Source organism: Silvania hatchlandensis, assembly GCF_025564065.1.
Classification (GTDB): domain Bacteria; phylum Pseudomonadota; class Gammaproteobacteria; order Enterobacterales; family Enterobacteriaceae; genus Enterobacter; species Enterobacter hatchlandensis.
On the sequence record NZ_JAMGZK010000032.1, the window covers coordinates 36,614 to 50,795 of the forward strand.

A 14,182-nucleotide genomic window follows, 5' to 3' on the forward strand; every position below is an offset into this window, starting at 1 on the left:
TTCCTGATGGATGCTAAACAGACGCGGCAGGGCGTTTTACTCGCCCTCGCCGCTTATTTTATTTGGGGTATCGCACCGGCGTACTTCAAGCTGATTCACTATGTTCCCGCCGATGAAATTCTTACCCACCGCGTGATCTGGTCGTTTTTCTTTATGGTGGCGCTGATGAGCGTCAGCCGTCAGTGGTCAGGCGTGAAAAAGCTGCTACAAACGCCGAAGAAAATCTTCCTGCTGGCCCTTTCAGCCGTCCTGATTGGCGGCAACTGGCTGTTGTTTATCTGGTCGGTGAACAACCATCACATGCTCGAAGCGAGCCTCGGCTACTTCATTAACCCGCTGGTGAATATTGTGCTGGGGATGTTGTTCCTCGGGGAGCGCTTCCGCCGGATGCAGTGGGTGGCGGTGCTGCTTGCCCTCTGCGGCGTGCTGATTCAGCTCTGGACCTTTGGCTCGCTGCCGGTCATCGCCCTGGGGCTGGCATTCAGCTTTGCCTTCTATGGCCTGGTACGCAAGAAAATCGCCGTGGAAGCGCAAACCGGAATGCTGTTTGAAACCCTGTGGCTACTGCCGCTGGCGGCCATTTACCTGTTCGGAATTGCCGACAGTAGCACCAGCCATATGGGCAGTAACCCGTGGACCCTGAACGTCATGCTGATGGCGGCAGGTATCGTCACCACCATCCCTTTGCTGTGCTTTACCGGTGCGGCGACGCGCCTGCGCCTCTCGACGCTGGGCTTCTTCCAGTACATCGGCCCGACGTTGATGTTCCTGCTGGCAGTGATGTTCTACGGCGAAGTGCCGGGTGCGGATAAGATGGTGACGTTTGGCTTTATCTGGGTGGCACTGGCGGTATTTGTTGCGGATGCGATTTATACCCAACGCAGGGTGCGGAAAGGGTTGTGATAATACCGGATGGCGTCTTCGCCATCCGGTATTACGATCAAAGCCAGTTGCGGCGCTTGAAGTACAGATACGGGGCCAACCCCGCGAGGACCATAAACACAATCGCGCCCGGGTAGCCAAAGCTCCATCTCAGCTCCGGCATAAACTCAAAGTTCATCCCGTAGCTCGAGGCCACCAGCGTTGGCGGCAGGAACACAACTGAAACCACCGAGAAGATCTTGATAATGCGGTTCTGCTCGATGTTGATAAAGCCCATCGCCGCCTGCATCAGGAAGTTCACCTTCTGGAACAGGGATTCGTTGTGCGGCAGCAGGGATTCGATATCGCGCAGGATCTCACGCGCCTGCTCCAGCTGACCACCCGGCAGTCGCGCCTTGCGCACCAGGAAATTCAGCGCGCGCTGGGTATCCATCAGACACAGGCGCACTTTCCAGCCGATATCTTCCAGTTCCGCCAGCGTCGAGAGCGCTTCGTCATACTCATCGCCCTGATGCCCTTCCATGATCACCCGGCTCAGCTTTTCCAGATCGCTGTAGATATTTTCAATCTCATCCGCCAGCTGTTCGATTTTGGTTTCAAACAGGTCGAGCAGCAGTTCATACGCATTGCCGTCGACCATCGCCTGGCTACGGGCGCGCATACGGTAAAGGCGGAATGCAGGCAGCTCGCGCTCGCGCAGGGTAAACAGGCGACCATCGCGAATGGTGAAGGCGACGGTGGAGTTACCGGCGTGATCTTCCGCATCTTCGAAGAAGAAAAAGGAGTGAATGTGCAGACCGTCTTCGTCTTCGAAGAAACGGGCGGATGCTTCGATGTCTTCCAGTTCCGGGCGGGTTGCCAGGCTTTGTCCGAGCTCAGATTGTACGCGCAGGCGTTCGTCGTCGTCCGGTTCGACCAGATCCACCCATACGGCATCAATGAGGGGCTGTGACTCTTCAGCTTCAAGCCGAATCAGTCGGTTTTTTTCCAGTTGAAATGCGCTCAGCATGACCGGGACTCCCAATGCAAAAAATATCGGACAGTTCGGTGGGCACACAGAAACAAATTGGGTTTCAGACCATTAAACAGCCTGACTCAGAGCGACGGGAAAAACAGATCGCTGACAACCACTAAGGCCATCAGCAAGAGGAGATAGCCTTAGGAGTTGTTCCTGGATGACAGGGAATTGAGCCAGTATGTACTGGGTGTGTCCAAGGCGAATGTCCTCTTAGCGTAATCGTGCGCGCATGTTACGCCAGCAGTCACGGCGGCGTCAACACGCAAGGGAACGCTGAAGAGCATTAAATCCCCTTCAACGTATAAGCCTGGCAGATTATTACAAAATAGTGATATTTTTCTGAATGTTAAACGTTTTCCAGTCGCGCATAAGCCGCTACCAGCCATTTGATCCCCTGCCCCTGGAACGCCACCTGCAGGCGGCTGTGCTCACCGCTGCCTTCCAGATTCACGATGGTACCTTCACCAAATTTGGCATGACGAACGCGCTGGCCGAGCTTATAACCGGTGTCGTTTTCTGAGATTGGCGCACCGAGGCGCTGATGGCTAACCGGACGGCTAATGCTGGCCCGCAGGCGCACCTCTTCCACACAGGCTTCCGGCAGTTCACCGACAAAACGCGACGGACGATGGTAAACCTCTTTGCCGTACAGACGGCGGGTTTCGGCGTAGGTGAGGGTCAACTTTTGCATGGCGCGGGTCACGCCCACGTAGGCCAGCCGACGCTCCTCTTCCAGACGACCGCCTTCATCCAGCGACATCTGGCTCGGGAACATCCCCTCTTCCATCCCGACGATAAACACCTGCGGGAACTCCAGCCCTTTGGCCGAGTGCAGGGTCATCAACTGGACCGCGTCCTGCCAGGTGTCGGCCTGCCCTTCGCCCGCTTCCAGCGCGGCATGGGACAGGAATGCCTGTAGCGGCATCAGGTCTTCTTCTTCATCGTTGTAGCTGAACTGACGTGTTGCCGTCACCAGCTCCTCTAAGTTCTCGATACGGGTCTGGCCTTTTTCGCCCTTCTCCTGCTCGTACATCAGGCGCAGGCCGGAGTCTTTAATCACCCGGTCGGTCTGAACGTGCAGCGGCATATCGGCCGTCTCCTGCGCCAGGGCTTCAATCAGCTCCAGGAAACGCTGCAGCGCGCTGGCTGCACGCCCGGCAAGGGCTTTCTCCTGCAGCAGCTCGCGGCAGGCCTGCCACAGCGTCAGCTGCCTGTCGCGGGAAGTCTGGCGTACCACGTCAAGGGTACGATCGCCAATACCGCGGGTCGGGGTGTTCACCACGCGCTCAAACGCGGCGTCATCGTTACGGTTGGCAATCAGGCGCAGATACGACAGCGCGTCTTTGATCTCCTGGCGCTCGAAGAAGCGCATACCGCCATAAATGCGGTACGGCATGCTCACCTGCAGCAGCGCCTCTTCCAGCACGCGCGACTGGGCGTTACTGCGGTACAGGATGGCGCACTGCTCAAGCGCGCCGCCGTTGTCCTGCCAGGTCTTGATGCGGTTCACCACAAAGCGGGCTTCATCCAGCTCGTTGAACGCGCAGTACAGGGAGATCGGTTCCCCGTCGACGCCGTCGGTCCACAGCTTTTTACCCAGACGACCGCTGTTGTTTTCGATCAGGGCGTTCGCCGCGCTGAGGATGTTGTTGGTAGAGCGGTAGTTTTGCTCCAGGCGGATGGTCTCGGCGCCAGGGAAATCATTCAGGAAGCGCTGGATGTTCTCGACCTGCGCCCCGCGCCAGCCGTAGATGGACTGATCGTCGTCGCCGACGATCATCACCTTGCTGGAATCCCCCGCCAGCAGGCGGATCCACGCGTACTGAATGTTGTTGGTATCCTGGAATTCGTCCACCAGGATATTGGTAAAACGTTCGCGGTAGTGCTGCAGAATGTGCGGCTTGTTGAGCCACAGCTCGTGGGCGCGCAGCAGCAGTTCGGCAAAATCCACCAGCCCGGCGCGATCGCAGGCTTCCTGATAGGCCTGATAGACCTTCTGCCAGGTCTGCTCTATCGGGTTGCCAAAGCTCTGGATATGATGCGGGCGCAGCCCTTCGTCTTTCTGGCCGTTGATGTACCACATCGCCTGGCGCGGCGGCCACTGCTTCTCATCGAGGTTCATGGCCTTGATCAGCCGCTTCAGCAGGCGGAGCTGATCTTCGCTGTCGAGGATCTGGAAGTCCTGCGGCAGGTTAGCATCCATATGGTGCGCACGCAGCAGGCGGTGCGCCAGCCCGTGGAAGGTACCCACCCACATGCCGCCCTGGCTGCTACCCATCAGTTGGGCGATACGGTGGCGCATCTCTGCCGCCGCTTTGTTAGTGAACGTGACCGCCATAATGGAGTACGGCGAGCAGTTTTCCACGCTCTGCAGCCACGCGATACGGTGCACCAGCACGCGCGTCTTACCACTGCCTGCCCCTGCCAGCACCAGCATATTGGTTCGCGTTGCGGCAACCGCGTCACGCTGTTTGTCATTAAGGCTGTCGAGCAGGTAAGAAACGTCCATTGGCACCGCCAGAAGTCATCTGCCCGGTTGCGGTTTGCAGGCCGGGCATACTGTTAATTTATACAATACTACTGGTGATTATATCAGCGTGGTGAGGGATGCCAACCGCGAAATTTCAACGTGTGGCAGCAGGCGGCTGTCGTGGGTCTGCATCAGATCGGCGTTTTCCGGTTTGATCCAGCAGGCCTGCATACCGCAGCGGATCGCCCCGGCGACATCGGTGGTCAGGTCATCGCCGACGTGCAGGATTTCACCCAGCGGCAGGCCGAGCTTGTCGGCGCCCAGATGGTACATGTCGTTAAAGGGCTTGGAACGGCCGTGTGGACCCGCGCGCAGGACGAAATCAAAGTAGTCGCCCAAACCGAACAGCTCTGGCTGGGCGTTACCGTTGGTGATCGCCACCAGTGGCCACTTCGCGGCCAGCTTCGCCAGCGTGTCGTGAGTCTCCTGCGGCACGTCGATACGGCTGCGCCAGGTGGCGAAGTGCGCCATGGACGCCTCTGCGCCCAGCGCGGCCTCAGCGGCGGTCAGGCCGGCGTTCAGCATCGCCTGCTCCACGGCACGACGGCGCCATTCGGTGACGTCATGATAGATGTCCGGCTCGGTTTGCCGTAACGCCTGACGCAGGCGGTGAAACTCTTTGTTCTCCAGCGCGTTTAACGCCGGATGGTAGTTTTGCACAAACGCCAGCGCTTCCCGCTCGGTACGCAGGATCACCTCACGGTTGTCGTAAAGGGTGTCATCAAGGTCGAACGTCAGTGCAGAGATTTGGCCTAATGGACGATAAAAACGCATTATTTCCCCCGTTTGGCGCGTGGATGCGCCGCGTCGTACACCGAGGCAAGGTGTTGAAAATCGAGATGGGTATAGATTTGGGTGGTCGATAAATTGGCGTGGCCCAGCAGCTCCTGCACCCCGCGCAGATCGCCGCTGGACTCGAGCATGTGCGTGGCGAACGAGTGGCGCAGCTTGTGGGGATGAACATGGCTGTTCAGCCCCTGCTTAATGCCCCACTCGGCAAAGCGTTTTTGCACATTACGCGCCGAGATACGTTTGCCCAGTTTCGACAGGAACAGGGCATTTTCTTCGGTGCCAAACAGCCCGCGCAGATCCAGCCAGTGCTCAATCCACACCACCGCATTGCGGCCAATCGGCAGGCGACGCTCTTTGCTGCCTTTGCCCATCACCCACACTTCGCCGGTCTCCAGATCGAGGTGTTTGATATCAAGGTTTACCAGCTCAGACAGACGCAGCCCGGCACCGTACATCACTTCCAGCATCGCCCGATCGCGCACCGCCAGCGGATCGTTCAGATCGATATCCAGCAGGCGATTAACGTCATCAACATCGATATTTTTAGGCAGATGGCGCGGTGCTTTAGGTGCCGCGATCCCTTTAGCCGGGTTCGCCTTGAGCTCGCCCTGGCTGACCATCCAGTCGAAGAGGCTGCGTAACGCGGAGAGCCGCAGCGCCAGGCTGGCAGGGCCGAGCCCTTTACGGCGGCTGCGCACGGCAAACGCCCGCACGGTGGCGGCATCGCAGTGTTGCCAGCTGGTCAGGTTCATCTCAGCGGCCAGCTGCATGATGGCATCAAGCTGGCGCTGATAGTTCAGCAAGGTGACTGGGCTGAGCTGGCGTTCCACGCCGAGGTAGCGCAGAAAACGCGTCACCGTCGGCGCAAGGAGATCGCTCATACGCGCTCAATCCAGCGTTCCAGCAGCTCGGGCAGCATCTGCGCGATCTCCTGGAGTAACTGCGTCCCTTGTCCCTGCTGATAATGCTGCGGATCGCGGCTGGAAAATAGCATGACGCCGAGATCGCCTTCGCGCCCCATCAGCGACATCGCCACCGAGCCGATGGCTTTCGCTTCCGGCAGAACCACCAGCAGCTCAGGTCCGTTTAGTGGCCCAAGATAGTGATTCTCAGGACCCAGACGCTGAATACGCAGCGGCTCAAACGCCTGACGCTGCAATGCCAGGTGAGTAAACCCGGACGGCGCACCAATGCGCCAGCGATCCGGGAACAGGCGAATCGTTGCGCCCGCCAGCCCCAGCTCCTTACCCCAGCGATGAAAGCGCATCAGAAATTCATCCAGACTGCTGGCTGAGGCCAGCCGCGATTGCAGGTTCAGCAGGCGATAAAACAGGCCTTCATTACTGCTGGCCTGCTCCATCAGCAGCGAGATGTTCTCTTCAAGATGGTTGATGTGATTGCGCGAGCGCGCCATATGCCATTCGACCAGCGATACCGTTCCGCGAATCGGATGCGGCACGCGCATCTCTTCCACCACCCGGGCATTACGAATAAAAAACTCAGGATGGCGCAGCAGATAATCGACAACCGCCCGGTCGTCCATTGCCGTCAGCGTCTCCTGCAGTTCTTCTCCTGGTTGTTTCATAGATGGATAAACCCGTCATAAACTTGTGTTGCCGGGCCAGTCATATACAGCGGCTGACCCGGGCCTTTCCAGGCGATATCAAGACGTCCGCCCGGTAAATCCACGCGCACCTCTTCCGCCAGTAAACCTTGCGCGATCCCGACGGCGACGGCTGCACAGGCGCCGCTACCGCAGGCCTGCGTCTCGCCCGCCCCGCGTTCAAATACGCGCAGGCGAATGTGTTCCCGGGTGAGCACCTGCATAAAGCCAATGTTGGCGCGTTCCGGGAAGCGCTCATGGCTTTCCAGTACCGGACCGAGGGTTTCGACAGGTGCCGTCGCCACATCTTCAACCTGGATCACGCAGTGCGGATTGCCCATTGAGACCACGCCGCACAAGACTGTCTGTTCGGCCACGCGCATGATATAGGTCTTTTCCGCTTTATTAGCGCGAAACGGCACCTGGGACGGCTCAAAGTTAGGTTCACCCATGTTCACCCGCACCAGCTCGTCGTCGGTGACGCTCAGGACCATGCGCCCGTTGGCGGTACTGACGCGAATATCGCGTTTGTTGGTGAGGCCTTTCAGACGCACAAAGCGGGCAAAACAGCGCGCGCCGTTGCCGCACTGGGACACTTCGCTGCCGTCGGCATTGAAGATGCGATAATGAAAATCGAGATCCGGATCGTAAGGTGGTTCAACCACCAGCAGCTGATCAAAGCCTACCCCCAGGTGCCGATCGGCCAGGCGGCGGATCAGCTCCGGAGAGAAGAAGACATTCTGCGTTACCGCGTCGACGACCATAAAATCATTGCCAAGGCCATGCATTTTAGAGAACTGCATTATTCACTCCATTGCGCGGATCAGAACGCTCGTCAGTAATTCACCTGGCTGGGACCGCCCGCATCGCCACGATCGTTACGACCCGGCACTGAGGTTTCCATGGTGCTTTCCGCTTTTTTGGTTGGCGGCGGCGCAGTTTTATCCGCTGGCGGGAAATAGAGCGGCCCTTTCAGACCACAGCCCGTCAGGCTAAACAGAGTGAGGAGAACGGCAAGCGTTCGAAAAACGTTTTTCATTATGGGTTGCCTGTAAGTTCGTGCTTTCTGTTTCTATCATCGCAGGAGAGGCCACAAAAGCAAGAGTTTGCCGCTAACCTGCAACGGGAATTATTTAGCGTTATACTGCCGCCATCACGAAAAACAGGAACAGAACCATGAATGACAGTGAATTCCATCGCCTTGCCGATAACCTGTGGCAGACCATCGAAGAACGCCTGGACGACTGGGATGGCGACAGCGACATCGACTGTGAAATTAACGGCGGTGTGCTGACCCTCAGCTTTGAGAACGGCAGCAAGATTATTATCAATCGTCAGGAGCCGCTGCATCAGGTGTGGCTGGCCACCAAACAGGGCGGCTACCATTTCAACCTGAAAGGCGACGCGTGGATTTGCGATCGCAGCGGTGAGGCGTTCTGGGATCTGCTGGAGCAGGCGGCTACGCAGCAGTCAGGCGAAGCGGTCAGCTTCCGAGGTTAAAAACAAAAACCTTCTCTTAAAGAGAAGGTTTTTTTGTCTTTACACCCTCTCCCCGTGGGAGAGAGCCAGGGTTAGGGCATCACACCGCTTTTATGAAAAATACTGCTGTAACAGCGGAGTAGCCTCCTGATTGGCAGGTGCGGCAGCGGTAATCGCCTGAGTGCGGAACGGTATCACCTGCGCCCGGCCATCGATCTTCACAATCTGATAGAACTGCGGCAGGTTGAAGTTAATAAAACTTGAACCGTAGGTGAAACGGTCATGCGAGGAAGAGTAGAAGCGGCTGACGTCGCGCACCAGGTCTTCTTTACTGCCTTCGCAGTGGTGATACACCTCGGCGCGGTTGGTCTCATCCAGAATATAGATATTGAAACCTGACTCGTCCCCCGCCTCTTCGAAGAAGAACTGAATAATCCCTTCGCTGGCAAAGCCATCCACCACCTGCGGCAGTTTGACGTGGTTGGTTTCAACCTGAACCGACAGACCGTGCAGTTTGTTGTGCGAAATAGCGCCATAAAACTCGATGGCGTTTTCCAGCTTCTGCACCGAAACATTCAGACGTTCAAAGAACAGACCCCAGGTTTGTCCGGAGACGCGCAGCGCTTTGAAGCGTCCGGTTTCCTGACGGGTGCTGGAGAGGCGTAAATCGATGCACTCAGAGACCAGTTGCTGGACGCGGGTACGGATAAGACCGCGCAGATGCTGGCTGTAGCAGAACACTTCGACACTGTCCGGTGGCGCCGCATCCTGATGCATCTTACCGAGGATGGTTTTCAACGCTTCGATCATCGCCTGCTCGCCGTTGAAGTGCAGGGTACGCACCTCATTCCACGAGTTGCGGTACAGAAGGTCCACGCTGCCCACCAGGCAGTTTTGCTGCTCACCAAAGCTGAATACATCCAGCTTGCGGAAATCGAAATGTACCACCTGATTGCGGAACGCCGCCGTTGGGTCATATTCCAGGTTAACGATGATCGCCAGGTGACGAATTTCACACGGGCTGTAGAGCGCTTTTGGCGTCGGCGCTGGCAGACGCAGCGGGAAGTGGTGCGATACATCGGCGACCATTTCCTGCAGTTTCGCAAGATCGACCACCTCGTTGCCTTTAATGAACAGGCGGGTACGGGAGGTCAGCAGGCCGTTAAACCAGGCCCACGCCACCAGCTTGTTCAGGTAACGGTTATACTCCAGCGGCTGATGGCTGACGATCGAATCCATATTCGGCGCGCGGTTGTAGAGATACCAACCGGTCCGGTTTGCACGACCTGGCGGAACATAGATGAAAGTCAGGTTCGGTTCGGACAGGTCCGGCGAAATCTGCGGGTTCACCAGAGTAACTTTACCCGGCAGTGCTTCAAACGCGGCGTACAGCTTACGGGTCAACACCCCGATATCCTGCGGGCTGGCAGAGACGCTAAGGTTGTTACGACGGGCAAAGCGGATCAGGTTTCGGTAGCTCTGCATCATGGCATCGAGCAGTTCGTTATGCGCTTCACGTACCTGATCGATTTTCCAGTTGGCGCGGTTATCAAGCATTGACAGGCGCTCTTCGTCCCATCCCCACTCTTTTACTAACTGACTGAGCACTTCACGACGCCAGCCAACGCACGCGCGTTCACGGCTGAGCTTTTCACAGACTTTGAGATAGAAACATCGACGAACCAGATCCAGACGGGTTGGATCGTCAATGGCTTTCAGGTATTCGGTAACGCGCTCGAGCATCATGCAGTAAGCATCGAGCCCGAAGGAGACGATTTCGCCGTCATGCAGACGCTGTTTGATGTCTTTCGCCAGCAGGCGAGGCGTCGGGTATTCCCACGAATAGGCTTCGAGCAGCAGGGTTTTCAGCACCGCTTTGTACGGTGAATCGATACTTTTATACAGCTGCCACAGGCTCGCGCCGAAATACTCTTCGGCGGACAGGGAGCTTAAGCCGCCCAGATCCAGCCACTCGTTCGGCGTCAGTACCCCCTGGGAGTAAAGCATCATGACGTAATCGTCGTAATGCTCTTCTTCATCGCACGGCACCATATTCCACAGAATACGCTTACCGGCCAGACGCACGGCGGTACGATAAAATTCATCCAGCAATAAGATGTGCTGCGTCGAACCGCAGTCTTCACCACCCAGACTGCCGCTTTCATTATGGCGGAAACGGTTTTCATCGATCAGGAAGAAGCTGACTTCCACGCCGAGCGACGCGGCCCAGCTCTCCAGCAGGCTGCACTTACGCTGCAACAGCTGGCGCTCTTCGTTATCGAGCCACGACTGATGACAGACCCAGATATCCAGATCGGAAGAACAGCTCTGCCCGACCGATGAGGTGCTGCCCATGGTATAGAGGCCGGTGATCGGCAGTTCGCCTTTTGGCGATTCCTGCGGCGGCATGCCACGGTAGAGTTCCAGCTCGTTCAGATAGTGCTGTTGGGTTTCATCAGGCGTGAAGATGCAGATGCCCTGGGGAACGTTACCATCAAGGTAACCCGGCATCAGCGGATGGTGATAATGCAGCAATGTCGGCAGTAGACTGTAAACCTGTTGGAAAGCAGGTCCCATGGCAGCAAGCGCGCGATCGACACGCAGTTGATTGATGGCATCCAGTCGCTGTTTCAGAGTCTCAATGTAGAGGTACAAGAGTATCGCCTGATGTTTAGAAGCTCTAATCTTCAGTCGGACCGAGGATTATGCATTCACAGAATTCAGAAATAGCTGTCAGCCTTTTCGCCCTTGTCTTTATGGTCTGAGAGACGAAAAAATGGTCTAAAACGTGATCAATCTAACACCTTGCCGATTGACCGTAAAGAAAGATGCGCTACATACAAGTGTAGCACCGTTCTGTACCTGTAAATTCCTGAATACGGCTGCAGGCAACTTGCGTCGCCGCCTTGTCCTGATTCCCTTCAACGTCCGTAAAACTGACAGTCCAGAGACAACAATGTTAGGATGGTCAGCAGACGATTAAGACGGTAACAAGCATGTTAGACAATGTTTTAAGAATTGCCACACGCCAAAGCCCACTTGCGCTCTGGCAGGCACAATATGTGAAGCAGCGCCTCGAAGCCTGCCATGCGGGTTTACGCGTTGAGCTGGTGCCGATGGTCACCCGCGGCGATGTGATTCTTGATACCCCGCTGGCGAAAGTCGGCGGTAAAGGCTTGTTTGTAAAAGAGCTGGAGATGGCGCTGCTCGAGGATCGCGCCGATATCGCGGTCCACTCAATGAAAGACGTGCCGGTTGATTTCCCCGAGGGGCTGGGACTGGTCACCATTTGCGAGCGTGAAGATCCCCGTGACGCCTTTGTTTCCAACCACTACGACTCGCTGGCGGCGCTGCCCCAGGGCAGCGTGGTTGGCACGTCAAGTTTACGCCGCCAGTGCCAGCTGGCCGAGTGTCGTCCTGACCTGATTATTCGCTCGCTACGCGGCAACGTCGGCACCCGCCTCAGCAAACTGGATAACGGTGAATATGATGCCATTATTCTGGCGGTTGCAGGCCTGAAGCGTCTGGGGCTGGAATCGCGAATTCGCGTGGCGCTCTCCCCCGAACAGTCGCTGCCAGCCGTCGGCCAGGGTGCCGTCGGCATTGAGTGCCGCCTTGATGATACGCGCACCCATGCACTGCTGGCGCCCCTCAACCACCATGAAACGGCGATCCGTGTGCAGGCCGAGCGCGCCATGAACACGCGTCTGGAGGGGGGATGTCAGGTACCGATTGGCAGCTATGCTGAATTAATCGATGGCGAACTGTGGCTACGCGCGCTGGTTGGCGCCCCCGACGGTTCGCAGATGGTGCGTGGCGAACGTCGCGGTAAACCGCAGGATGCAGAAACGCTGGGCGTTTCGCTGGCGGAAGAGCTGCTCAACAATGGCGCCCGCGAAATCCTCGCTGACGTGTATAACGGAGAACCCCCGGCATGAGTATTCTTGTCACCCGCCCTTCTCCCGCTGGAGATCAGTTAGTGAGCCGTCTGCGCGCACTGGGGCAGGTGGCCTGGAGCTTTCCGCTGATTGAATTTTCCCCTGGCCGGGAGCTGCCGATGCTCGCCGGTCATCTTCGCGCGCTGCAGGCAGACGATCTGCTGTTTGCCCTGTCGCAACATGCCGTAGAGTTTGCCCACGCCCGGCTACAGCAGGACGGCCAGCGCTGGCCTGATGAGCCAGGCTATTTTGCTATTGGCCGGACCACCGCTCTGGCGCTGCATACCGAAAGCAGTCAGGATGTTCGTTATCCACTTGATCGGGAAATCAGCGAAGTCTTGCTACAATTACCTGAATTACAATCTGTTGCAGGGAAGCGCGCCCTGATTCTGCGCGGTAACGGTGGACGCGATCTGCTGGGCGATACGCTCCGTGAACGCGGGGCCGAAGTGATATTTTGTGAATGTTATCAACGTTGTAATAAGTACTATGACGGGGCGCAAGAGGCCATGCGCTGGCAGTCGCGCGGCGTCACCACCCTGGTGGTCACCAGCGGTGAAATGCTCCAACAACTCTGGTCGCTTATCCCGGAATGGTATCGTGAAAACTGGTTACTCCGCTGTCGACTGCTGGTCGTCAGTGAGCGTCTGGCGAACCTCGCCCGGGAACTGGGCTGGCAAGATATTCGGATCGCTGATAACGCCGACAACGATGCGCTGCTGCGCGCATTACAATAACTCTCAAATGGGAAGCCATAATGACGGAACAAGAAAAATCCTCCGCCGTGGTTGAAGAGACCAGGGAGACTGTGGATGTTACGCCACAGCCAGAGACAACTGAGAAAAAACAGGGCAGCAACAAAACCAGCCTGGCGCTGAGTGCGATAGCGATCGCCATTGCGCTGGCCGCAGGCGTTGGCCTGTATGGCCTGGTGAAAAAACAAGCCACCAACCACGCCACCACCAGCGATGCGCTGGTCACGCAGATAACCGCCCTGCAACAGTCTCAGCAGGCGCAAAAAGCGGAGCTGGACGCGATCATCAAACAGCAGGCCGCGCAGCTGACCGATGCCAGTCGCCAGCAGGCCGACCTGACCAAACAGCTGGATGAGATGCAGCAAAAAGTGGCGACCATTTCCGGCACAGACGCCAAAACCTGGCTGCTGGCGCAGGCTGATTTCCTGGTCAAACTGGCCGGGCGTAAGCTGTGGAGCGATCAGGATGTCACTACCGCCGCAGCCCTGCTGAAAAGCGCGGATGCCAGCCTCGGTGACATGAATGACCCTAGCCTGATCGCCGCCCGTCGTGCGCTGACCGAAGATATCGCCAGCCTGGCGACCGTCTCACAGGTGGATTACGACGGCATCATTCTGAAAGTGAACCAGCTGTCGAACCAGATCGATAACCTGCGTCTGGCAGATAATAACGACGACGACTCCCCGATGGATTCCGACAGCAGTGAGCTTTCCAGCTCACTGAGCGAATGGCGCATTAACCTGCAAAAAAGCTGGCAGAACTTTATGGACAGCTTTATTACCGTTCGCCGTCGCGATGAAACGGCCGTACCGCTGCTTGCCCCGAATCAGGATGTCTACCTGCGTGAGAACATTCGTTCCCGTCTGCTGGTGGCCGCGCAGGCGGTGCCACGCCATCAGGAAGAGACCTATAAACAGGCGCTGGATAACGTTTCGACCTGGGTACGCGCTTACTACGATACCGATGATGCCACCACCACGGCCTTCCTCGACGAAGTGGACAAGCTAAGCCAGCAAAACATCACCATGAACGTGCCGGATAAACTGGAAAGCCAGCCGATTATGGAAAAGCTGATGCAAACGCGTGTGCGTAACCTGTTGGCCCAGCCGGGCGTCGCGGCGGAACCTGCTGCTGAGGCACCGGCGCCAGCACCGGCCCCTGACAGCGCACCACAAGGAGAGTAAT

14 protein-coding genes are annotated in these 14,182 nt (G+C 57.2%); 5 read left to right on the top strand and 9 right to left on the bottom strand.

The annotated features are described in order from the left end of the window. The first annotated feature begins 6 nt into the window (after positions 1 to 6). Positions 7 to 903 carry an EamA family transporter RarD gene (gene rarD, locus M8014_RS00665; RefSeq protein ID WP_271280664.1) on the top strand — a complete coding sequence of 299 codons (897 nt, stop codon included), beginning with the start codon at positions 7 to 9 and terminating at the stop codon, positions 901 to 903. A 37-nt stretch (positions 904 to 940) separates the two neighbouring features. Here rarD and corA read toward each other — a convergent pair whose 3' ends face one another. From corA to lptM, 8 genes are all read right to left on the bottom strand, one after another. Then, positions 941 to 1,891, bottom strand: coding sequence for a magnesium/cobalt transporter CorA (corA, locus tag M8014_RS00670; RefSeq protein ID WP_271280665.1), 951 nt, complete (start codon positions 1,889 to 1,891; stop codon positions 941 to 943). Between the two features lie 149 nt (positions 1,892 to 2,040). Then, positions 2,041 to 2,286 (bottom strand): YsgD/CorL family protein, encoded by a 246-nt coding sequence (ysgD, locus tag M8014_RS22815; RefSeq protein WP_418939586.1) that lies wholly within the window; start codon positions 2,284 to 2,286, stop codon positions 2,041 to 2,043. Continuing rightward, positions 2,247 to 4,409 carry a DNA helicase II gene (gene uvrD, locus M8014_RS00675; RefSeq protein WP_271280666.1) on the bottom strand — a complete coding sequence of 721 codons (2,163 nt, stop codon included), beginning with the start codon at positions 4,407 to 4,409 and terminating at the stop codon, positions 2,247 to 2,249. Before uvrD ends, ysgD begins: the two co-directional genes overlap by 40 nt. A gap of 78 nt (positions 4,410 to 4,487) precedes the next feature. Further along, positions 4,488 to 5,204 (bottom strand): 5-amino-6-(5-phospho-D-ribitylamino)uracil phosphatase YigB, encoded by a 717-nt coding sequence (yigB, locus tag M8014_RS00680; protein ID WP_271280667.1) that lies wholly within the window; start codon positions 5,202 to 5,204, stop codon positions 4,488 to 4,490. After that, positions 5,204 to 6,103: a tyrosine recombinase XerC gene (xerC, locus tag M8014_RS00685; RefSeq protein WP_271280668.1), complete on the bottom strand. Its 900-nt coding sequence runs from the start codon at positions 6,101 to 6,103 to the stop codon at positions 5,204 to 5,206. The genes yigB and xerC overlap by 1 nt, the downstream gene beginning before the upstream one ends. Continuing rightward, on the bottom strand, positions 6,100 to 6,807 hold the full coding sequence (locus M8014_RS00690) for a DUF484 domain-containing protein (protein ID WP_271280669.1): 708 nt from the start codon (positions 6,805 to 6,807) through the stop codon (positions 6,100 to 6,102). Before M8014_RS00690 ends, xerC begins: the two co-directional genes overlap by 4 nt. Continuing rightward, the gene (gene dapF / locus M8014_RS00695; RefSeq protein WP_271266082.1) at positions 6,804 to 7,628 is read right to left on the bottom strand and encodes a diaminopimelate epimerase; all 825 of its coding nucleotides are present in this window, start codon (positions 7,626 to 7,628) and stop codon (positions 6,804 to 6,806) included. The genes M8014_RS00690 and dapF overlap by 4 nt, the downstream gene beginning before the upstream one ends. A gap of 32 nt (positions 7,629 to 7,660) precedes the next feature. Then, positions 7,661 to 7,864: an LPS translocon maturation chaperone LptM gene (gene lptM, locus M8014_RS00700; protein ID WP_271280670.1), complete on the bottom strand. Its 204-nt coding sequence runs from the start codon at positions 7,862 to 7,864 to the stop codon at positions 7,661 to 7,663. Positions 7,865 to 8,001: 137 nt separating this feature from the next. On the opposite strand from lptM, the gene cyaY reads away from it, so the two are divergent. Continuing rightward, positions 8,002 to 8,325: an iron donor protein CyaY gene (cyaY, locus tag M8014_RS00705; RefSeq protein WP_271280671.1), complete on the top strand. Its 324-nt coding sequence runs from the start codon at positions 8,002 to 8,004 to the stop codon at positions 8,323 to 8,325. 90 nt (positions 8,326 to 8,415) lie between these two features. Here the strand turns inward: cyaY and cyaA are convergent, their stop codons facing one another. Beyond that, positions 8,416 to 10,959, bottom strand: coding sequence for a class I adenylate cyclase (gene cyaA / locus M8014_RS00710; protein ID WP_271280672.1), 2,544 nt, complete (start codon positions 10,957 to 10,959; stop codon positions 8,416 to 8,418). Between the two features lie 341 nt (positions 10,960 to 11,300). On the opposite strand from cyaA, the gene hemC reads away from it, so the two are divergent. From hemC to hemX, 3 genes are read left to right on the top strand one after another with little or no spacing between them, the layout of a single operon-like run. Next, the gene (gene hemC / locus M8014_RS00715; RefSeq protein WP_271280673.1) at positions 11,301 to 12,242 is read left to right on the top strand and encodes a hydroxymethylbilane synthase; all 942 of its coding nucleotides are present in this window, start codon (positions 11,301 to 11,303) and stop codon (positions 12,240 to 12,242) included. Next, positions 12,239 to 12,979, top strand: a complete 741-nt coding sequence (gene hemD / locus M8014_RS00720; protein WP_271280674.1) for a uroporphyrinogen-III synthase — start codon at positions 12,239 to 12,241, stop codon at positions 12,977 to 12,979. The genes hemC and hemD overlap by 4 nt, the downstream gene beginning before the upstream one ends. Positions 12,980 to 12,999: 20 nt before the next feature. Continuing rightward, complete coding sequence (hemX, locus tag M8014_RS00725; RefSeq protein ID WP_271280675.1) at positions 13,000 to 14,181, top strand: uroporphyrinogen-III C-methyltransferase; 1,182 nt, start codon at positions 13,000 to 13,002, stop codon at positions 14,179 to 14,181. Position 14,182: the final 1 nt, after the last annotated feature.

What these genes read in the sequence shown, in the direction of transcription:
- uvrD (WP_271280666.1), bottom strand. Translation starts at nt 4,409, where the DNA reads ATGGACGTTTCTTACCTGCTCGACAGCCTTAATGACAAACAGCGTGAC.
- M8014_RS00690 (WP_271280669.1), bottom strand. Translation starts at nt 6,807, where the DNA reads ATGAAACAACCAGGAGAAGAACTGCAGGAGACGCTGACGGCAATGGAC.
- hemC (WP_271280673.1), top strand. Translation starts at nt 11,301, where the DNA reads ATGTTAGACAATGTTTTAAGAATTGCCACACGCCAAAGCCCACTTGCG.
- hemX (WP_271280675.1), top strand. Translation starts at nt 13,000, where the DNA reads ATGACGGAACAAGAAAAATCCTCCGCCGTGGTTGAAGAGACCAGGGAG.
- hemD (WP_271280674.1), top strand. Translation starts at nt 12,239, where the DNA reads ATGAGTATTCTTGTCACCCGCCCTTCTCCCGCTGGAGATCAGTTAGTG.
- corA (WP_271280665.1), bottom strand. Translation starts at nt 1,891, where the DNA reads ATGCTGAGCGCATTTCAACTGGAAAAAAACCGACTGATTCGGCTTGAA.
- xerC (WP_271280668.1), bottom strand. Translation starts at nt 6,103, where the DNA reads ATGAGCGATCTCCTTGCGCCGACGGTGACGCGTTTTCTGCGCTACCTC.
- rarD (WP_271280664.1), top strand. Translation starts at nt 7, where the DNA reads ATGGATGCTAAACAGACGCGGCAGGGCGTTTTACTCGCCCTCGCCGCT.
- dapF (WP_271266082.1), bottom strand. Translation starts at nt 7,628, where the DNA reads ATGCAGTTCTCTAAAATGCATGGCCTTGGCAATGATTTTATGGTCGTC.
- ysgD (WP_418939586.1), bottom strand. Translation starts at nt 2,286, where the DNA reads ATGGCTGGTAGCGGCTTATGCGCGACTGGAAAACGTTTAACATTCAGA.
- cyaY (WP_271280671.1), top strand. Translation starts at nt 8,002, where the DNA reads ATGAATGACAGTGAATTCCATCGCCTTGCCGATAACCTGTGGCAGACC.
- lptM (WP_271280670.1), bottom strand. Translation starts at nt 7,864, where the DNA reads ATGAAAAACGTTTTTCGAACGCTTGCCGTTCTCCTCACTCTGTTTAGC.
- yigB (WP_271280667.1), bottom strand. Translation starts at nt 5,204, where the DNA reads ATGCGTTTTTATCGTCCATTAGGCCAAATCTCTGCACTGACGTTCGAC.